Consider the following 19,754-nt stretch of genomic DNA (forward strand, 5'->3'; position numbering starts at 1 on the left):
GAATGGCGAACGGTGCAACCCTAGTTCGGGCTCGTCGAGGACGATCGTGGCGGGACGGTTCGGCAGGCGCCCTCGGTGTGCTGAGGCCCAAATCTGTCCCGGGTGAGGGCGTTCTGGGCTGCGCAGGTACGCTTTTCACAAAGTACGACGTGGCGGGCCCCACACGGAGGAGAAATACGTGACTCACAAGATCATGACCGTCTATGGCACAAGACCCGAAGCGATCAAGATGGCCCCATTGGTTCTGGCCCTTCGCGAGGATCAGCGGTTTGATCCGATTGTCGCGGTAACTGGGCAACATCGCGAAATGCTGGACCAGGTCAACAGTCTCTTCGGGATCAGGCCAAACGTGGACATGAACCTCATGGCTCACGGCGCGAGTCTCGAACAAATCACCTCACGTACCCTCGAGGCGGTCGCCAAGTGCATCGCCGAGGAGAATCCGGACGCCGTGGTTGTGCAAGGCGACACGACAAGTGCGCTCGCGGGGGCCCTCGCGGCGTTTTATCATCGTGCTCCCGTGGTACACCTGGAAGCCGGGTTGCGTACCGGAAACATGAGTTCTCCATTCCCCGAAGAAGCGAATCGTCGGCTGGTCGCTCCACTCGCGGCGCTGCACTTGGCTCCGACATCTACTTCTCGCGCCAACCTCCAGCGTGAGGGTATCGCTGCAGAGGACATCGTGGTGACGGGTAACACGGTCATCGACGCGCTCAAGACCACGACCGGCATCGACACAGACTTCACCGATCCGCAGGTGGCGGACGCGTTGAACAGCGGGCGACGGATCTTGCTCGTGACCGCGCATCGCCGCGAGTCATGGGGGAACCGGATGACTGCCGCAATGTCTGCCGTCGCGGACCTGGCAACCGGGAACCCAGACCTGCTAGTGCTTCTCCCTATGCACAAGAATCCAGTCGTGCGAACGGCGATCGAACCCATCCTCTCGGCGGCCAAGAACGTGGTTCTCACCGAGCCGCTGAGCTACCACGAGTTCGCGCACGTGCTCGCGGCAGCCGACATCGTGCTCACCGATTCCGGCGGGGTGCAGGAGGAAGCTCCGTCTCTGGGCAAGCCCGTTCTCGTCATGCGTGACACGACGGAACGCCCCGAGGCTGTGGAGGCCGGGACTGTGCGTTTGGTGGGCACGGACCGTGCACGGATCCATACCGAGGTCCAGCTTCTCCTTGACAACACCGCGGCCTACGATTCGATGGCTACGGCCGTGAACCCCTACGGCGACGGCCACGCAGCGGAACGCTGCGTGGCCGCCATGGCGGAGCTTCTCGGGGTGGGTCGGAGGGTGGCCGAGTTCACTCCCTGATTACCTGATTACTCTCGCCAGATTCCCCGTGTGTCGACATGGGGGATCTGGCGGATCTCGTTGTTGCTGATGGCCTTGAACCGGTCGTGATCGACAAGCAGCACAACGGCGTCTGCTGATGCTAGGGCAACATCGAGGCTCTCGAGTCGGACGTTTTCCAACGTCTCGAGGGCCGCAGGCAGGTGCTCGACGTGGGGCTCCACGGCAAGAAGCTGCCACGTCGGGTCTGCCTTGCTCAGCCGCGAGACCACGGTGACAGCCGGGCTTTCGCGTAGGTCGTCTATGTTGGCCTTGAATGCGAGCCCGAGGCAGGCGATGGTCGCACCGGGCGGCGCGATGCGCGCAACATCGGCGACAACGGTGTCGGGGCGGGCGTCGTTGGTCTCTCGGGCCGTGCGAATGAGGTTCGCCTGGTCGGGCGCAGCATGCACGATGAACCACGGGTCGACCGCGATGCAGTGACCGCCCACTCCGGGGCCGGGGTTGAGGATGCTCACGCGAGGGTGGCGGTTCGCGAGGCGGATGACCTCCCACACGTCGACCTCGATGTGGCGGCAGATCTCTGCCAACTCGTTTGCAAAGGCAATGTTCACGTCGCGGAATGCGTTCTCGGTGAGCTTGGCCATCTCCGCGGAGGTCGCGTCTGTCAAGAGGATCTCGCCCTCGCAGAAGATTCGGTAGATCTCGGCGGCCTTCTGGGCGCAACGAGGTGAAATACCACCGACGACGCGGTCATTGCTGACCATCTCGATCATGATGCGACCGGGCAGGACTCGCTCGGGGCAGTGCGCGACGAAAACGTCCGGCGACTCGTGGTCGTGGGGGAACGTGAGGTCCGGGCGCGCCTGGGCCAGCCACTCGGAAATCTTGCGAGTCGTGCCGGCGGGGCTCGTGGACTCCAGGATCACGATGTTTCCAGGCTGGAGCACAGGTGCAATGGAGGACACCGCCGACTCGATATACGACAGGTCAGGCTCGTGGTCGCCCTTGAAAGGGGTGGGCACAGCGATGAGAAATGCGTCGGCCCTTTCCACCTGGGTGGAAGCAGTGAGCATGCCGTCTGCCACGGCCTTCTCGACGGCAGAGTCGAGGTCCGGCTCTACGATCGGCACACGGCCGGCGTTGATCTCGTCGACGAAGTGGGTATTGAGGTCGACGCCGAGCACGCGAGCGCCCCGAGAGGCCAAGGCGGCACTTGTGGGCAACCCGATGTAGCCAAGGCCGATAACACTGATCTTCACTTCGTTTCCATTTCGTCGTCGGTGAGGTGAGAAGAACCCAGGACCCACGCCACGACGGGCGCGGATTCCGTTTCCCACGAGAAAGCGCGGGATGTTTCGTGAACCGCCACAGCAAGCCCCGGCAACTGGGCGCGGCGCGCATAGATGTCGAGCAGTGCATTGGTCAAGCCCTCCGAAGTCACGTCGGTCACCCACCCGAGACGGTGTTCACGAACGAACCGGCGGTTCTCAGAAAGGTTCCCGGCGAGGACCGGTCGGCCACTCACGACCGACTCGAAAATCTTGTTCGACAGGGAGTCGTTGGCCGCATCGACGGCCTCGTACAGCGCGGTGCCCACGTGAACGCGGTGATACGCCGCAGGAACCTCCTCCGGAGCGCAAGGCCCGTGGAAGACGATGGCATCGGAATGGCGGCACGAAGCTGCGAGATTTTTCAGTGCGGTCACGTACTCGGCGCCTCCACGGCCCGTTACTTCAAGAACCACCTGAGCGCCGGCCGCCTGAGCTGCATCGGTCGCCTTGATGAGCAGCTCGATTCCGCGGCCCTCGTAGAGGCTGCCCACGCACGCGACGCGCACAACGTCCTCGTCCGGGGTCGGCACAAAGTCACTCCGAAAGGCGGCCGCGGGCGCGTTGCGCGCCACCAACGTCTCAAGCCCGAGTGCGCGGAAGTCGTCGGCGTGACCGTCGCACACTGCCACGACTGCGAGATCCCTGATCCCAGACAACCGCCTCAGCACGGCCGGTTCAACGCGAGAGAACGCCGTGCCCAACGAGCCCTTGGTGTTGATCCCTCCCGGGCGCTCGCGCCCGTTGAGGAGGACCTTGGAACCATGGCGTTTGTGGTGGGCGAGACCAATCCAAAAGAGGGACATGTGGCCAACGACGATGGCGTCGGCTGGCGTGCGGATGGCCCGCCAGGCGAGCGTGGCTATAGCCTTGGGATACGTCCTGACAAGGTTAATGATCGCGGTTCGCGTCGAGGCGCCCTGTGCGGGCGTGGGGGTCGCGATTTTGCGCACCGCGACTCCGTCGACGACCGCGTCATTTTGACTCCCGGCGATGCCCACGCGTCCGACCTGAGACAGTGTGATCGCCTCGCAGATGGCGCCGGCGGCCGCCAGACGCTCTCCGAGCTTTCGCGTCCTTGTCGAGTGCTCGTAAGGCAACAGATCGATTAACAGGGTCTTCATCGTGGTTCTCCATGGGTTTCGTGGTGCCGATGAATCCGGCGATGCGCGCAAGGAGGGCGAAGAACGCGCAGGCGAGGGCGTGAAGCGTGAGCATTCGTAGGAACGAGTCACTTCCGGATTTGACGAGCACGATGGTGTCGGTAGTGAGCATGATTCCGGCGAGTCGCGTGAATGCCGAGGAGGATTGCCACACGCGCTTGCCTGCCCACGCGAGAACGAATGCGGCGGCGGCCAAGTAGGGGATGGCTCCGAGCTTTCCGAACAGATATGGCCCTTCAGCGAGAAGGGAAGGCGGGACACCTGTACCGTCGGCCCAGCGGTCGGGGAAGTACTCCTGAGAGAACGCGATGGAGAGACCATCCGGTTTTCCGGGCCAAATAAACCGGGGCACGAGAGTGAACGGGCCACCCAAGAACTGCAAGATCCCGTTCGCGAATAACGGTTCTCCATGCGCGATGACCGCCCCGAGGGTGCGTAACACGTCGAGCCCACCGAAGACGAAGGGGTCAATGACGGACTTCAAGACGTCGCGTAGGCCCTCGCCTCCGAAGACGGAGCTGCCTGTCGCGCCCTTGCTCGTCTGCCGGACGGCCACTGCGTACCACACGCTAAATGGGACAGCCAGGGCCCCGAGCAGACCGAAAGACGCCAGTGAGATCGGGCGGTGGTGAGCTCGTGCGACGAGCAACGCCAGCAGGAACGCGATGAGCGGGAAGCGGGACCCGCTGACAAAGAGGTAGAGGATGAATTCGAGGGCACACCCCAGCGCCAAGAGCTTTTGAAAGGGCGTGACCCGCTCGCACATCATCGCAAAGAGGGCAGCGGCGCCCGGCACTGCGGCTACACCGTTGAGGAGGCCGAGGCCGGCCAGCGCGTCCCGGCGCGTCCCCAACGAGGACAGGAGAGCGCCAAAGCCTCCGACGGCCAGGTATAGGACCGCCATGGCCACGAGTCCAGCGGCGAACGCAATAAGGAGCGGCACGGTCAGCGCCGAGGGTGAAGGGGCTCGGAAAGTGATCCGTGCTGGCTTGCGGCCAGCCATTGCTGCAGCGCTGACCGCGGTCATGACAGCAAGGAGACCGATAGCGATCCAGATGACGTCGTCGGGCTGGGCGTTGAAGTCGTCCCATGGCGTTGCCAGTCCCACGCGCCACAACACGGGGACGACGAGCACGGAGACCCACAGGTACACCATTGCCATTCCCGACGGGCTGAGCCAGAAGCTCTCGGGCCAGCGTCCGGCAAGGGAACGCAGCGCGAGGAACACCCAGGGGATGGTTAGGACGCACAAGATCCACGCTGTGGAATCGGGTGTGCTGCTCGCCTCACGCGGCGTTGTGAGAACGAGGACAGTTGTCCCGACGACAGTCAAGACCGACGCAAAGATCGTTCGGATGACGGCCGGGTCAGGCGTTGTCCCGGTTGCCCCGTGACGACGCCGTCTTGGTGTGGACGCACGGGACGGGCAAGAAGTCGTGGGCGTGGGGCGGCGTCTGATAGGCGCGGAGTATGGCGCGACGATATGGGCGACAGGCGTCTCGTGAGGCGGGAAGACGCTCGACGGCCTCGTTGCGCCCCCAGCGACGGCGGCCTGGCCGATCGACTGTGCCGCGAACCAGGTCGCGACGGCAAAGCGGAAGGCTGTGGCGCTGAGAATGGCAACCGAACCGAGCAGAACCGGGTCATCTATCGGCAAGACCAAGAGCAGGACGGCCAGGAGTGGGATGGCCAGAAGGCCAAGGAACGCCGACCGCAAGATCGTTCGGCTCGTTCCTGTGGAGCCCAGCACGGCACTAGGGACGACATACGCGAGGCGGAGGGCGCCGGTCAGCGCCAGGAGGTAAACAGCCAGGGGGTTCGGCTGGGTTCGCACGAACATCGTGCCCGACCAGTGGAGGAGCGATCCAAGTATGACGGCCAGGACGATCGAGACGACGCCGGCCGCCGCGAGCATGCGGAGGAAGCGAGCCCTCGTCATAGAGGACGCTCGGCGGACGAGCTCGGGCAGCGCGACGAACCCGAGCACCGAGGCCAAGGTGATGGCCGGGTACACGGTCACGAGCTTGTTCGCCGCATAGGCACCGCCTGCCGCCAGGGTGTAAAACCTGTGTGACAGGAGCGCCTGATCGGCCCAGTCCAGAGCAGCGAAGGTGAGCATCGAGACACCGAAGCCGACACCGACGCGATGAAGCTCCCGGTCGCGGCGCGCCCCGGTGTTGGCCGTGCGCGCGAGCACCGGTAGCGCGACGATGCCACAGGTCACCGAAGAGGCCAGAAGCGCTCCGTTGGCGACGGACGTGGACACTGAACCCATGAGCACGACAACGACGAGGGAGAACGCCGTGAGAAGGCGGTATCCCTGTTGCAGCATCGCAGCGGCTACATACGACCCGTGGGCGCGCAGCACAGCAGCTGCCAGCTCGGTCGATACGACGAAGAGAGGCGCCAGTGCAGCGGCGACGATCGTAATGGCCGAGACGTGGTAGACCGTCGCGACCACGGCGGCGCCGACGGCGCCGATGGCGGCTGCAGCGGCGAACGACCGGCGCACGTAAGGACGGAACAACCCGTCGTCGCCGGTCTCGATTGTTCGCCGCATAAGGGCCTGGTCAATTCCCATGAGGGCGAGGGCAACGACCAGAGGCACGAGTTGCCTGACGATCTGGTACTCACCAAACGTCGTCTCATTCTGAGATCGGCTCAGAAGCAGCTCGGCCAAGAACAGGCCACCTACGGCAACTGCGTAGGCGAGCCCAGCACGGACGGCAGATGATCGCGCGCTCAGGGTCACTGCTGCTCTCGTGCACTCGTGCGGTGACGTCGAACTCTCGCCGGGGCACCCATAGCGAGCGCCATTCGCTCGATCGGCTTCGTCACGAGCGAACAGGCGCCCACGACCGCGCCTTCGCCGATTGTTTGCGTCGCACCGAGCACAGTGCTTCGAGCACCGATCCATGCGCCGCGTCCGATGACGAGTGGACGGGCGACCTTGCCCTGGTCGCGCCAATGGGTGTCGGCATCCTGGAAGTTGTGGTCGTGGCTGAGAAGCAGAGAATCCTCGGAGACGGTGACTCCGTCCTCAATTGTGATGCCTCCCGAGATGTCGAGGATGCAACGCGGCCCAATCTCTACGTCTCGCCCGAGGACTAGTCGTCCACCAAGCTCCGGGTGAGAGCGGTCGAGTCGCACGTTGCTCGACATGCGAAGCCCCGGTGCTTCGAGCAGCCTTTCCAGGCCTTTGCGGCGCATTGTGCGCCATACAGGAATGTCGTTGGTCGACGCGGCGAGGAGGCGTGCCACCCGCAGGCGCGTGAGGAAGGAGTTCAAATCTTTGTCGGTCATCGCGATCCTCCTGGTCGGATTCCCGCCCACTGGTGGTGGCGGTGTGCGGTGGAGAGGATGAAGTTCACCGCTCGTTGGCTGCAGTTGTCGATGAGGTAGTCCTCCGGGGTGATGTTGCTGACGCCGTCGCGCTCGTAGCCTGATTCCATGGCGATGCGCACGGCCGTCACCATGTCGTCGGCGTGCAGGCCGGTCATGATGATGGCGCCCGTGTCAAGCGCTTCGGGGCGTTCGATCGAGTCGCGCAGCGTGACGGCGGGGAAACCCATGAGGGAACTCTCCTCGGCGATCGTGCCCGAATCCGACAACACGCACGCGGCGGAGAGCTGCAGCTTGTTGTAGTCGTGGAAGCCCAGCGGCTCGCTGAACGTGATGCCCTCCGGCTCCGTCCACCCCGGCAACGCTTCGAGACGCTTGCGCGTGCGCGGGTGCGTCGAGACGAACACCGGCATGTCGAAGGCGTCGTGGACGGCGATCAGTCCGTCGAGCAGGGCGCGCAGTCGCTCGGGATTGTCGACGTTCTCCTCGCGGTGCGCGCTGACGAGGAAGTACTTACCCTCCTCGAGCCCGCGCAGAGCGAGAATGTCGGAGGTCTTGATCTGCTCGGTGTACGCCTCGACGACCTCACGGATGGGCGAGCCCGTCTTGATGATGCGGCGCGGGTGCAGGCCTTCGGCGAGAAGGTTGCGGCGGGCGTGCTCGGTGTAGACAAGATTGAAGTCGGCGACGTGATCGACGAGGCGTCGGTTCGTCTCTTCCGGCACGTTCTCGTCGAAGCAACGGTTGCCAGCCTCCATGTGGTACGTCGGGATGCGCAGGCGCTTGGCCATGACGGCGGCGATGCACGAGTTCGTGTCACCGAGCACGAGGACGGCGTCGGGCTGCTCGGCGCGCATCACCTCCTCGCTCTTGATGAGCGTGCCACCGAGCACGGCACCGAGGCTCGAGGTATGGACGGCGAGGAAGTGATCGGGCTTGCGCACGCCGAGGTCGTCGAAGAAGACCCCGTTCAGCTCGTAGTCGTAGTTCTGTCCTGTGTGCACGATGACGTGCTCGACGCCCGGCGTGTTGTCCAGCCGGTTCATCACGCGCGCGAGCCGGATGATCTCCGGGCGCGTGCCGACGATGGTCATGACCTTCATCGTTCAGGCCTCCTTGCTCTCGGCGCGTCGCACCGGTTCCCAGTACGTGTCGGGAGCAGCCGGGTTGAACAGCTGGTCGGCCCAGAACATCGTGATGACGTCCTCATCCCCGGTGTTCGTGATGTTGTGCACCCACAGCGTCGGCATGTCGATGACGGCCGGCTTCGTGCCGTCGACGTCGAAGTCGACGACCTCGTCGGTCAGCACCCTACGCAGCGAGATGCGCGCCTTGCCGCTGATGACGACGAAACGCTCGATCTTGCTCAGGTGGTAGTGCTCGCCGCGTGTCTTGCCCGGCTTCGTGTACGACACGAACGACTGGCCGCCGCTGCCATGAGCGCGCACCGTCTCGATCAGTTCACCGCGCTGGTCGGCGTTGACCATGAGTGAGAACGGGTACTTGTTCGGGAACGTCGCGGCCCGGTAGGTGTTGAACAGGTTCGTGTGGAAACGCGTCGGCAGCTTCGGGATCTCGCCGCGGCCGTAGACGTCGTGGAACTGCTCGAGCAACGACAGCACCTCGGGCACACGCGTGTCGTGGCCATGCGGACGGATGAGGCGGTCGCGCGAAGACAGGGCCTCGATGAGCGAGGCCGCGGCATCCTGCACATGCAGCAGCTCGACGGGGTTGTCGTTGACCGTCGGGGTCTCGCCCTCGACCAGCTTGTCGATGAACGTCGCGACGAACGTGTTGTAGTACGGGCGAGCGTGCTCACCGAAGATGTTGGGCAGGCGTACCTCGACGTAGGCGGCGCCGCTCGCGGTAGCGGCGTCGGCGAGGATCTCGCCCGCGCGCTCCTTGCCGCGGCCGTAGGGAGAGCCGTTGCCGACCTGCGTGGAACTCGAGTAGACGATGCGCACAGGCTTGTCGGCTGCGCGCACGGCGTCGGCGACGTCCTGTGCGAGGTCGACGTTGCCTTGCTCGACGGCAGCGTCCGTCTCCGCACGGTTGATGCCGGCCAGATGCATGACGGCGTCGGCGTCCGCGACGTGCGCCTGAAGTTCGTCCCAGTTCTCGCGGCCGATGGCGACGACGTCATGGTCGGTCAGCGTGTGCAGTCGTGCGCGCGTGTGCCAGCCGAGAAAGCCGTGCGCTCCGGTGATGACGATCTTCATGCGCGGGCCTCAACTATCTGTTGGATCTCGGGCAGGGTCATGAGCAGGTCGACGGCGCCGTCGACGTCGAGCTGCTCGGTGTTGGCGGAGGTGTAGTCCGTCGCGTCCTTGAGTTCGGCCTCGCCCTCGGACGTAAACAGTTCGTACTCGAGGGAGCGAGCGTCGAGTGGCACACGGTAGTAGTCACCCTGGTCGGTGGCCTTCACCATCTCCTCGCTCGACAGGAGCGTCTCGTGCATCTTCTCACCGTGGCGCGCACCGATGACCTTGATCTGCGGGTCGTCGACGCCGAGCACCTTGGCCGTCGCCCGCGCGAGCGTCTCTACGGTGCATCCGGGGGCCTTGCGGACGAACAGGTCGCCGCGCTCGGCGTTCTCAAACGCGTGGAGCACGAGCGAGACCGAGTCGTCGAGTGACATGAGGAAGCGGGTCATGCTTGGCTCGGTGAGGGTGAGCGGCTTGCCGTCCATGATCTGCTTGACGAACAGGGGGATCACCGAGCCGCGGCTGTACATGACGTTGCCGTAGCGCGTCGTCGACACGACACTGGGGGAGCCGGGGTTGTTGCGAGCGAACGCCTGCGCGCTCTTCTCCATGAGGGCCTTCGTCATGCCCATCGCGTTGACGGGGTAGACCGCCTTGTCGGTCGACAGGCACACGACGGAACGAACCCCGGCGCGGCTGGCTGCGCGCAGCACGTTGTTGCTGCCGTCGATGTTGGTGCGCACCGCCTGGTCGGGGAAGAACTCGCAGCTCGGCACCTGCTTGAGGGCTGCCGCGTGGAAGACGTAGTCGGCGCCGACGAAAGCGTCCTCGACAGAGTGTGCGTCACGCACGTCGCCGAGGAACAGCTTGAGCCGCGCATCGTTGAAGCGCTTGCGCATCTCATCCTGCTTCGCCTCGTCGCGAGACAGGACGTGCACCTGCGCGACATCCTGCGTGAGGAGGTGGCGCACCATCGTCGAACCGAACGACCCGGTGCCGCCAGTGATGGCGATGGTCTTGCCGGTGAGGTCAGTCATGCGTGTTCTCCTTCGCGGACGGCACGTCCGAGGGTCATCCAATGATCGAGGGGGGCGACAGGTCTCCAGCCCGCTGCGGTGAGCCACGAGGGTGCTTGTGCCTGCCCGAACCAGAGCATCTCGAGGCGCCTAGCCTGACCGGCCAGTCCCGGCCGCACCCGATTAGCGCGCTTGCCTGCCGAGACCAGGCCCCGCGCGAGCGGGGTCGGCAGGCGACGGGGTGGTCGCCCGCCGAGAGCTTCGAGAAGACCCGAAGTGGTCAGGCCTTCCGAGGGGTGGTGGACGATGGCCGGGGGCAACGTCTCACACGTCGCGAGAAACGCGATGGCATCGGCGACGTTCTCGAGTAGAGCCTGCGCCGTGGGGCGATTCCCGGCCCCCGCGACACTTGAAGCGGGTGAGGCCGCGAGCGAGACGAGTCGCCCGGTCACGCGGCGAGAGGGGTGGTGAACGCCCGGCGGGCGGTACACGACCGCCTCGAGCCCCTCGCGGCGGGCGGTGAGCACTCGCCGCTCACCGTCGGCCTTGCTGCGGGAGTACGGCGAGAACGGGTGCGTTGCCTCTGACGAATCGAGCAGGTCGGCGTTCCCCTGAACTGCCGCACTGCTCACGTGGACGAACCTCGCGGCATGGCGTCGCGACGCCCGCGCGACTGCCGCAGGCAACACACCGTTCGCCGTAGCCATGGCGGCGTCATCCCCCGTCGCCTCCGCGATTCCAGCAGCGTTCACGACGGCGTCGACTCCAGCGAATGACGGGGCTAGCTCGTCGGCGGCCCGTTGCTCCTCGGCATCAGAGGCGGCTGTGAGGCGCGGTGCACGCACCGGCACGACCTCATGGCCCCGCCGCGTCAAGGCCTCGACAACAGCCGATCCGACGAAGCCGCTCGCACCGACGACGGCCACCCGGCTCATCGTGCCCCCTCCGCGACGGAGAGGAGCAGTTCGCTCAGCCGATCACCGATGACCTGCTCGCTGTAGTTGGCCAGGTAGTAGTCACGCGCGAGGCGGCCGAGCGCCGAGCGCTCCTCAGTAGAGCTGGAGGCCATGGCGCCCACAGCGTCCGCGAGTTCATCGGGGCTTTCGGGCGTGACCGCGATGCCGCCGGCGGCTTCGATGAGAGCTCCGCCATCGCCGGCAACCGCGGCGATCGTCGGACGACCGCAGGCGAGATTGGCCTGCAGCTTGCTCGGCAGGGTCGCACGGTACAGCGGCACGTCCTTGAGCGTGACCAGCTGGACGTCTCCCAGTGCGAGTACTTGCGCCATCCGCGAGAACGGCTGAGCACCCGAGAAGACGACATTGGTGAGGCCCTCGTCCTGGACGAGGCGGCGGAGGCGCCCCTCCGCCACGCCGGCGCCGACGAACGCGAAGGTGATGTCGGAGTGATTGCGCAGCAGTGCGGCCGCCCCGATCACGGTTTCGAGTGACTGCTGTTCACCGAGATTTCCCGCGTACATGGCGACGAAACCGCTCGAAGGCAGGCCGAGCTCATCCCGCAGACTGGCGTCTACCGGGACAGGGTGAAAACTTCGTTCCTCGGCCCAGTTGGGCACGAAGTGGATCTTGCCGCGCGGCACACCACGCTCGACGAGAAGGTCGGCCATCCCGGGCGATGTGACGGCGACCCGGGAAGCGAAGCGGTAGACCGTGTTGCAGGCTCGGTGCAGGACCTTTTCCATCGTCCCGACCCGCTCGGCGTCGTTCACGAATCCCGACGAGGTGACGGTGTCGGGCCACAGATCCTGGATCTGGACGAGGTAGGGCTTCCGTTCCACGAGCCGTAGCAGCACACCGGCGGCGCCGACCGTCGCCGGTGTCGAATAGACGAAGACGACGTCGACATCGCGCAGGACCGCCAACGCACCGATCGACCCTGTCGTGGCGAACGAGAGATAGTTCGCCATGCGATGGGCAGCACGATCGTCGTGGCTGGGATAGGCAGGGAAACGATGGACGGTGACGCCGTCCATGCATTCACGCTGGTACGGGCGGATGCGGTACCCGTCGAACACCTTCCCGGCGGGGTAGATGGGGTACCCCGTGACGACGTGAACGTCGTGCCCACGATCACGCAGGGCTCGCGCGATCGTGCCCGGCCCGGCAGCTGCACCGCCCTCCGGGTCATACCAGTGGCTGATCATTCCGATCTTCATGCGGTCTCCTTCGATCCACGGCCCGCGTCGGGACGCGGTCGAGCACTGCGCAGGGCGAAGGGAGCCACGACGTATGCGCCCGCAGCGCCCGCCATGCCGGCCATTCCCGCTGGGTTCCCCACACGCGCCGACGCTGCCGCCGTGATCGCAGCGAAGGCGTGCGCGGCGCTGGCACGTGCGTGGGTCAATCCGACGTGGTCGACGAGGTGCTGGTAGGCGTGTTCCCGATGGGCCTCCGTCAGCGGTTCTCCTGCGCGCGCCCGACGAATGATGGCTTGAGCAGTATCGGTCACGTAGGGCAACAGCGGAGCAGCCGTGGCCATGGCGGCACGCCAACGGGTTGCGGAGGCGCGGCCCTCGCCCCCGCGCGCAGCCGCGACGATCCCGACCGTGAACAGTCCGCCGAACAGGTACGAGCCGGCGTCGCCGAGAAAAACCTTGGCGGTTGGCGCGTTCCACGGGAGGAAACCCAGCCCGGAGCCTGCGGTGACCGCACCGAGTACCGCGAGGGTCACGTCTTGCTCGGCCTGCGCCACGAGGTAGGCGTTCACGCCCCAGACAGCAGCCGTCGAACCGGTGATGCCGTTGATGCCGTCCATGAAGTTGACGACATTGACGAGCCCGGGCATGGCCACGATGGCCGCAGCAGCAACCAGCGGAGGGAGGTCGGCCGTGGCTGTGACGGCCCCGGCCAGTGCCTGAGCCGCAAGCCGGGGGAGAGGCGGCAGCCCACCGGTGTGGTCGTCGGCGTACCCGACCGCTGCCATCGCCAGCGGCGCTGCCACGAGGGCGGCGGGCAAACGGCGGCGCGCCGTCGGTTCCGTCAGCTCGACGGCTGCCACCCCGACCGCTGCGCCGCACACGCAGGCGATGCCGCCACCACGTGGGATCGGCGTGGTGTGGCTCGAACGGTGGTTCGGAATGTCGAGCGTTCCTGCTCGCAGCATCACGCGGCGGACCAGAGGGGCTGCGGTGAAAGTCGTGAAAGCGGCGGCTGTTCCGGCCTTCAGCGCGACGCGCGCGACGGGGGAGGCGTGCATCAGATGTTCTCCCCACCATGGTGATCGGCGACGGAATCGGGGGAGAGGATCGGCCCCTCCGCGGTGATGTCGATGTCCTTGCTCGGGTCGTGGTCGCGATGGCCGCCGGAGTGCTCGACCATCCAGGCGAGTGCGTCGGCGTCCGTTTCGAAGTACTGCGCGCGCACGAGCTGCGGGTCGATCGCCGGCACGCCGACGTGCGAGACGAGCGGGTGCTCGGAGGTCTTGATCTCCTCGCCGGGCGTGAACAACTGCTCCGAGAGCTTCTCACCCGGGCGCAGCCCCGTGTACTGGATCTCGATGTCGTGCTTGCCCGCCATTTCGATGAGCGTGCGCGCCACGTCGACGATCTTCACCGGCTTGCCCATGGCGAGCACCATGACCTCGCCGTCCGTGCCGATCGCCGACGCCTGCAGCACGAGCTGACACGCCTCGGGGATGAGCATGAAGAACCGCTCGACGTCCGGGTGCGTCACCGTCACCGGGCCACCGCGCTCGATCTGCGCCGTGAACGCCGTGATGACCGAGCCGCGCGAGCCGAGCACGTTGCCGAAACGCACACTGACGTACGTGGCGTCACCGGCGCTCGCAAACGACGCCGTGAGGCGCTCCGCGAGACGCTTCGAGTACCCGAGCACCGACGACGGCCAGGCCGCCTTGTCGGTCGAGACGTTGACGAACGTCTCGACGCCGACGGCCTGCGCCGCCTCGAGCACGTTGAGGGTGCCGAGGACGTTCGTCTTCCACGCCTCGATCGGAAACTGCTCGAGCAACGTCAGGTGCTTGAGCGCCGCGGCGTGGAACACGACCTGCGGCTGCTCCCGCTCGAACACCGTCGCGAGCGATTGAGAGTCACGGATGTCGCACAGCGCGAGCGTGCCGTCGTCGAGCAGCGCCCGACCCGTCATCGACATCTGTGCGGCGTGCATCGCAGACTCGTCCCGATCGAGCAGGACGAGCTTGGCCGGGCCGTACTTGTCGAGCTGACGGCACAGCTCCGAACCGATCGAACCGCCCGCACCCGTCACGAGCACACGCTTGCCCGCGATCGACTGACGAATCGCCGTCTGATCCAACTCGATCCGCTGACGCCCGAGCAGGTCCTCGAGGTTGAGCTGACGCAGATCCGCACCCCGTGGGGAGTGGAACATCTCGTTGAGCGGCGGCATGATCAGCACGTCGAGACCGGCCTGGCGGGCGCGCTCGGTGACGTCACGCACGTCCTCGCCCTGCATCGTGGACGCCGCGATGATGAGCGCGCTCGCGTTGGTGCGCTCCGCCTCGCGCGCGATGGCCTCACGCGTGCCGGTGACGCGCAGACCGTCGACGTTCAAGCGGCGCTTGCCCGGGTCGTCGTCGAGGAGCGCGGCGGGTACGTACCGCGTGCCCTCCGAGGTGTCCCGGTGCAAACCGCGCACGAGCTGGCGCCCGCTGTGGCCGGCGCCGAAGACGATGGCCTGCACGTCCTGCTCACGCGAGACGCGCCGCCCCCAGCGCCACGAGCGCACGAGGAAGCGCAGCGTGAACATGCCGAGCAGCGCGAACATCTGCGCCGTGAACGGCATGCTCCGCGGCACGTGTGGCACCCCGAACGCCAGACGCAGCACGGCGAGCACCAGCCCCGTCGCCACCGCCGCTTTGGCGATGTCGGCGGTCTCCTCGAACGAACCGCGCACGTGCCCGATGCGATAGGGGCCGAGGACGAAACCGATGACGGCGTACAACCCGACCGCGAGCAACGCGAACATGGCGATCTCGACGGACGCCGAATCGGAGATGTCGAGGTCGAAGCGCACCCATGCCGCGGCGTAGGCGGCGCACAGGACGAGCACGAGGTCGGTCGCGAACCAGCCGTAACGAACGGCGCGATCACGTTCCCTCAGAGGCAGTCGGGTTGATCCCCCCGGCGCAGACATCGCCTCAGTTGCCCTTTCTCGAGCGGCGGCTCGTCAGGGTGCGGCCCTTGTCGTCGTCGGCGGCGGTGGAGGGGGAGTAGTCGTAGCGGTAGTCGTAGTAGTTGCCGCGCGGGCCCCGCTCGACACGGTTGAGCACGACACCGAGCACCTTCGCGTCGACGGCGTCGAGGTGGTCGAGCGCGTCGAGGAATTGGTCGCGCTTGACGATTCCGGCGCCCGCGATGACCAGCGTGCCGTCCGTGACGCGCGAGAGGACGGCGGCGTCGGTGACGGGCAGCAACGGCGGCGCGTCGATGATGACGTAGTCGAAACGCCCACGCAGATCCTCGAGCATCGCGCGCATCGGCTCACTGCCGAGCAGCTCGCTCGGGTTCGGCGGTGTCGCACCCGAGCCGAGCACCATGAGACGGCGCTCGCCGAAGCGCTGCACCACATCACGCACGGCGACACGGCCGATGAGTACGTCGGTGAGGCCGACGCCACCCTCGAGACCCATGTAGCTGAGCAGCCGCGGACGACGCAGGTCACCCTCGATGAGGCAGATGCTCGCACCCGACTCGGCGAGCGCGAGAGCGAGGTTCGCCGCCGTCGTCGTCTTGCCCTCTCCGGGCAGCGACGAGGTGACGGTGATGACGCGCGGGTGCTCCGTCGCGTCGACGAATTGCAGGTTGGTGCGCAGCGAGCGGAACGCCTCCGCGCGCGTCGAGTGCGGGTCGTCGGCGACGATGAGCGGGTGGGCACTCGCGTCCTTGTCGAAGGGCACGGCGCCGAGGACGGTGACGTCGTCAGCGGCCTGGAGGACGTCGTCCTTCGTGCGCAGCTTGGTGTCGAGACGCTCACGCAGCAGCGCGAGCGCGGTGCCGGCGAGCAGGCCGAGCAGGCCCGCGAGGACGAGGTTCGTCGGCCAGCTCGGGCCGACCTTCGTGCTCGTGGTCGCCTGCTGCACGAGCGTCACCTTGACGGGGCTCGGCTTGTCCTTCGAGACGCTCTCGAGCTCGTCGACGGCCTTGGGGAACTGCTCGCCGAGCGCATGCGCGATGGCGTGCGCGCGCTTCGGGCTCGTGTCGACGACGCTCGTGTTGATGATGACGGTGTCCGGCGCGGCCTGCGCCGTCACCTTCGGCTCGATCGCCGTCGCGCCGCCGGGCATCTTGACCTCGTCTGCGACGGGCTGGAGCACCTTCGGCGTCTTCATGAGCTGGGTGTAGCTCTTGACGCGATCCTGCGTGAACGTGTTGCCCTGCGCGAGCTGCGAGTTGTTCGACGCATCCGCGGTCGAGACGAAGAAGCGCACCGACGAGCTGTACGTCTTGTGCGTGAAGAGAGTGAGGAGCACGGCGAGGGAGAGTGCGATGAGCACGCAGCCGGCAATGATGCGCCAGCGCTTCATGATGGCGCGCATGTACGACTGAAGATCCACCCAGTGCCTCCTGATGTGTTCGCGCATGGCGCGCGAGTGTCATTGAGACCTTACGGACTGTCCTCGAACCGCACCAAAGTCTGTATCTAGGACAACTGACCTGATTCAACGGCAGCGGCGCGGCGCTAATTCGACCTCACCCTTGAGTGTGCCTCGCTGCCGGTCATGAGGATTTCCAAGGGTTTTCGCAGTGTGCGCCCAGCATTTGTCGCCGGCGCGGAGGGGGGTGCGGGGGCGGGTGTCGTCGCCTACCCGCAGGTATGGTGACGAACGTCACATCGTGTCGCTGTTGTGCGATGCCCCGTCGCGGCTCGCAGGCGCTGCGCGCGCCGTGACGACGTTGCGGGGAGCCGGTGGGATGGCGATAGCCTGAGCGCAGCGAACATTCGTCGCACCAACTGATCGAAGGAGCCAGCACAGGCCATGGAGAAGATCAAGGTCAAGAACCCCATCGTCGAACTCGACGGTGACGAGATGACGCGCATCATCTGGCAGTTCATCAAGGACCGCCTGATCCACCCCTACCTCGACGTCGACCTCAAGTACTACGACCTCGGCATCGAGAACCGTGACGCGACGGACGACCAGGTCACCGTCGACGCGGCGAACGCGATCAAGGAGTACGGCGTCGGCGTCAAGTGCGCGACGATCACGCCGGACGAGGCGCGCGTCGAGGAGTTCGGCCTCAAGGAGATGTGGAAGAGCCCCAACGGCACCATCCGCAACATCCTCGGTGGCGTGATCTTCCGCGAGCCGATCATCATCAGCAACGTGCCGCGTCTCGTGCCGGGCTGGACGAAGCCGATCATCGTCGGCCGTCACGCGCACGGCGACCAGTACAAGGCGCAGAACTTCAAGGTGCCCGGTGCGGGCACCGTCGAGATCTCCTACACCCCGGCCGACGGTGGCGAGAAGCAGGTCTACGAGGTCGCCGAGTTCCCCGAGTCCGGCGGCGTCGCGATGGGCATGTACAACTACAACAAGTCGATCGAGGACTTCGCTCGCGCGTCGTTCAACTACGGCCTCGAGCGCAACATGCCCGTCTACCTGTCCACGAAGAACACCATCCTCAAGGCGTACGACGGCGCGTTCAAGGACATCTTCCAGGACGTCTTCGACCGCGAGTTCAAGGCCGAGTTCGACAAGCGCGGCCTCACGTACGAGCACCGCCTCATCGACGACATGGTCGCCTCTGCGCTCAAGTGGGAGGGCGGCTACGTCTGGGCGTGCAAGAACTACGACGGTGATGTGCAGTCCGACATCGTCGCGCAGGGCTTCGGCTCGCTCGGCCTCATGACGTCCGTGCTCATGACGCCCGACGGCAAGACGGTCGAGGCGGAGGCCGCGCACGGCACCGTCACGCGTCACTACCGTCAGCACCAGCAGGGCAAGGAGACGTCGACGAACCCGATCGCGTCGATCTTCGCCTGGACGCGCGGCATCGCCAAGCGTGGCGAGCTCGACGGCACACCCGAGGTGACGAAGTTCGCCGAGACCCTCGAGCGCGTCTGCGTGCAGACGGTCGAGGAGGGCAAGATGACGAAGGACCTCGCGCTGCTCATCAGCAAGGACCAGCCGTACCTCAACACGCAGGACTTCCTCGCCGCCATCGACGAGAACCTCAGCAAGGCCATGGCTGCCTGATCACAGCGGTCTCGCCGGTGACGCCCTCCGTCGCGTGTTCAAGGACACGTGACGGGGGGCGTCATGTTCTGACGCCCGTCATGCCGGGGCGTTAGAGTGGCACGGAGCAACGGGTCACGACGAAGGGCGCCATGCGCATTCTCATCACCGGCGGGGCCGGATTCATCGGTCAACATGTCGCCGTCATGCTGGCCTCGGAGCATGAACTGGTCGCCGTCGACAGTTTGAATGCCCAGGTGCACCAGCATGCAGAAGCTGCCGTGCAGCGCTTTCCGGGGCAAGTCGTCATCGCAGACGTCAGTCAGGCAAGCACGTGGGACGCATTGCCGGGGTTCGATGTCGTCGTTCATCTGGCTGCTGAAACCGGTACGGCACAATCCATGTACGAGGCCGGGCGCTATAGGGCTGTCAACGTGGAGGGGACGCGGCTCGCGGCTGCTGCGGCGGCTTCTTGGGGTGCCGCTCTCGTCGCACTGTCGTCCCGAGCCGTCTACGGCGAGGGACGGTACGAGTGCCGGCGCCACGGCACTCGGTTCGGGGCGCGTTGCTGTCCCCAGGCAGAGGCCGCGCCGTCCCGGGAGGAGGACCCGCACCGCCCTGTTTCCGTCTACGGAGAAACCAAGTCCGAGGCGGAGGCCATCCTCGCGGAGTACGCTGCCGCGATCCCGGTCACTGTTCTACGGCCGCAGAACGTGGTGGGCTTCGGACAGGCACTCCACAATCCCTATACGGGGGTTCTGGCAGCTTTTCTCGCGCGCCTCCGCGAGGGTCGACCGTTGTCGGTCTATGGCGATGGCTCTGCGACGAGGGATTTCGTGCACGTCGACGATGTTGCGCGTCTGATCACCTGGTGCATCGATCACCCGGGTCGACTCGGGAGCCTGCGGGTTCTCAACTGTGGCACCGGTGAGCGTACGTCGTTGACCGACCTGGCGCGGTTTGCTGCTGCTGCGGCCCCGGTCGCGAGTGCGCCGGTGGAGTATGTGGATGTCGGCCGGGCCGGGGACATCGAGCACGCCGTTGCCTCTCTGGAGGGTCTCCGTTCCGCAGGCGCGCCATTGCCCCTGATGAGCAGTGAGCAGGCCGTGGCCGACTTCATTGGTCGATCGTGGGGCTTGCCCGGCGCCGATTCGGAGGCATGGGACGTCGCCCTGCGCGAATTACGGCAGAGAGGTCTGACGAGCTGAGTTCGCCGCGAG

The 19,754-nt window shown here is 66.0% G+C and carries 14 protein-coding genes; 3 read left to right on the forward strand and 11 right to left on the reverse strand.

Annotated features, from left to right (window positions below):
* Nucleotides 1–178 precede the first annotated feature (178 nt).
* A complete protein-coding gene (gene wecB / locus J4Z35_RS06785; protein WP_131941439.1) occupies nt 179–1,324 on the forward strand; it encodes a UDP-N-acetylglucosamine 2-epimerase (non-hydrolyzing) in 1,146 nt (381 codons plus the stop codon).
* An 8-nt stretch (nt 1,325–1,332) separates the two neighbouring features.
* Here wecB (J4Z35_RS06785) and wecC read toward each other — a convergent pair whose 3' ends face one another.
* The 11 genes from wecC to J4Z35_RS06840 form a co-directional block, all read right to left on the reverse strand.
* On the reverse strand, nt 1,333–2,565 hold the full coding sequence (gene wecC / locus J4Z35_RS06790) for a UDP-N-acetyl-D-mannosamine dehydrogenase (protein ID WP_200829296.1): 1,233 nt from the start codon (nt 2,563–2,565) through the stop codon (nt 1,333–1,335).
* Nucleotides 2,562–3,440: a glycosyltransferase gene (locus J4Z35_RS06795; RefSeq protein WP_243754922.1), complete on the reverse strand. Its 879-nt coding sequence runs from the start codon at nt 3,438–3,440 to the stop codon at nt 2,562–2,564. The genes wecC and J4Z35_RS06795 overlap by 4 nt, the downstream gene beginning before the upstream one ends.
* Before the next feature lie 169 nt (nt 3,441–3,609).
* Nucleotides 3,610–6,477 carry a hypothetical protein gene (locus J4Z35_RS14460; protein WP_160126231.1) on the reverse strand — a complete coding sequence of 956 codons (2,868 nt, stop codon included), beginning with the start codon at nt 6,475–6,477 and terminating at the stop codon, nt 3,610–3,612.
* 68 nt (nt 6,478–6,545) lie between these two features.
* Entirely contained in the window at nt 6,546–7,100 is a 555-nt protein-coding gene (locus J4Z35_RS06800; protein ID WP_131941430.1) for an acyltransferase, read from the reverse strand.
* Entirely contained in the window at nt 7,097–8,242 is a 1,146-nt protein-coding gene (gene wecB / locus J4Z35_RS06805) for a UDP-N-acetylglucosamine 2-epimerase (non-hydrolyzing) (protein ID WP_131941428.1), read from the reverse strand. The genes J4Z35_RS06800 and wecB (J4Z35_RS06805) overlap by 4 nt, the downstream gene beginning before the upstream one ends.
* Before the next feature lie 3 nt (nt 8,243–8,245).
* Nucleotides 8,246–9,358, reverse strand: a complete 1,113-nt coding sequence (locus J4Z35_RS06810) for an NAD-dependent epimerase/dehydratase family protein (RefSeq protein WP_131941425.1) — start codon at nt 9,356–9,358, stop codon at nt 8,246–8,248.
* On the reverse strand, nt 9,355–10,380 hold the full coding sequence (locus tag J4Z35_RS06815) for a polysaccharide biosynthesis protein (RefSeq protein ID WP_131941422.1): 1,026 nt from the start codon (nt 10,378–10,380) through the stop codon (nt 9,355–9,357). Before J4Z35_RS06815 ends, J4Z35_RS06810 begins: the two co-directional genes overlap by 4 nt.
* A 910-nt stretch (nt 10,381–11,290) precedes the next feature.
* The gene (locus tag J4Z35_RS06825; RefSeq protein WP_131941417.1) at nt 11,291–12,535 is read right to left on the reverse strand and encodes a glycosyltransferase family 4 protein; all 1,245 of its coding nucleotides are present in this window, start codon (nt 12,533–12,535) and stop codon (nt 11,291–11,293) included.
* Nucleotides 12,532–13,575 (reverse strand): glycosyltransferase family 4 protein, encoded by a 1,044-nt coding sequence (locus J4Z35_RS06830; RefSeq protein ID WP_131941415.1) that lies wholly within the window; start codon nt 13,573–13,575, stop codon nt 12,532–12,534. Before J4Z35_RS06830 ends, J4Z35_RS06825 begins: the two co-directional genes overlap by 4 nt.
* Nucleotides 13,575–15,491 (reverse strand): nucleoside-diphosphate sugar epimerase/dehydratase, encoded by a 1,917-nt coding sequence (locus J4Z35_RS06835; RefSeq protein WP_131941412.1) that lies wholly within the window; start codon nt 15,489–15,491, stop codon nt 13,575–13,577. The genes J4Z35_RS06830 and J4Z35_RS06835 overlap by 1 nt, the downstream gene beginning before the upstream one ends.
* A 4-nt stretch (nt 15,492–15,495) precedes the next feature.
* Complete coding sequence (locus J4Z35_RS06840; RefSeq protein WP_131941410.1) at nt 15,496–16,911, reverse strand: polysaccharide biosynthesis tyrosine autokinase; 1,416 nt, start codon at nt 16,909–16,911, stop codon at nt 15,496–15,498.
* 423 nt (nt 16,912–17,334) lie between these two features.
* Between J4Z35_RS06840 and J4Z35_RS06845 the strand changes: the two genes are divergently transcribed.
* Complete coding sequence (locus J4Z35_RS06845; protein ID WP_131941408.1) at nt 17,335–18,555, forward strand: NADP-dependent isocitrate dehydrogenase; 1,221 nt, start codon at nt 17,335–17,337, stop codon at nt 18,553–18,555.
* 131 nt (nt 18,556–18,686) lie between these two features.
* Nucleotides 18,687–19,742 (forward strand): NAD(P)-dependent oxidoreductase, encoded by a 1,056-nt coding sequence (locus tag J4Z35_RS06850; protein ID WP_038569060.1) that lies wholly within the window; start codon nt 18,687–18,689, stop codon nt 19,740–19,742.
* Nucleotides 19,743–19,754: the final 12 nt, after the last annotated feature.

Origin of the sequence: Dermacoccus sp. NHGro5 (genome assembly GCF_017565385.1) — a bacterium.
GTDB lineage: Bacteria > Actinomycetota > Actinomycetes > Actinomycetales > Dermatophilaceae > Dermacoccus > Dermacoccus nishinomiyaensis.

What these genes read in the sequence shown, in the direction of transcription:
- J4Z35_RS06795 (WP_243754922.1), bottom strand. Translation starts at nt 3,440, where the DNA reads ATGTCCCTCTTTTGGATTGGTCTCGCCCACCACAAACGCCATGGTTCC.
- J4Z35_RS06800 (WP_131941430.1), bottom strand. Translation starts at nt 7,100, where the DNA reads ATGACCGACAAAGATTTGAACTCCTTCCTCACGCGCCTGCGGGTGGCA.
- wecB (WP_131941428.1), bottom strand. Translation starts at nt 8,242, where the DNA reads ATGAAGGTCATGACCATCGTCGGCACGCGCCCGGAGATCATCCGGCTC.
- J4Z35_RS06810 (WP_131941425.1), bottom strand. Translation starts at nt 9,358, where the DNA reads ATGAAGATCGTCATCACCGGAGCGCACGGCTTTCTCGGCTGGCACACG.
- J4Z35_RS06815 (WP_131941422.1), bottom strand. Translation starts at nt 10,380, where the DNA reads ATGACTGACCTCACCGGCAAGACCATCGCCATCACTGGCGGCACCGGG.
- J4Z35_RS06825 (WP_131941417.1), bottom strand. Translation starts at nt 12,535, where the DNA reads ATGAAGATCGGAATGATCAGCCACTGGTATGACCCGGAGGGCGGTGCA.
- J4Z35_RS06830 (WP_131941415.1), bottom strand. Translation starts at nt 13,575, where the DNA reads ATGCACGCCTCCCCCGTCGCGCGCGTCGCGCTGAAGGCCGGAACAGCC.
- J4Z35_RS06835 (WP_131941412.1), bottom strand. Translation starts at nt 15,491, where the DNA reads ATGTCTGCGCCGGGGGGATCAACCCGACTGCCTCTGAGGGAACGTGAT.
- J4Z35_RS06845 (WP_131941408.1), top strand. Translation starts at nt 17,335, where the DNA reads ATGGAGAAGATCAAGGTCAAGAACCCCATCGTCGAACTCGACGGTGAC.
- J4Z35_RS06850 (WP_038569060.1), top strand. Translation starts at nt 18,687, where the DNA reads ATGCGCATTCTCATCACCGGCGGGGCCGGATTCATCGGTCAACATGTC.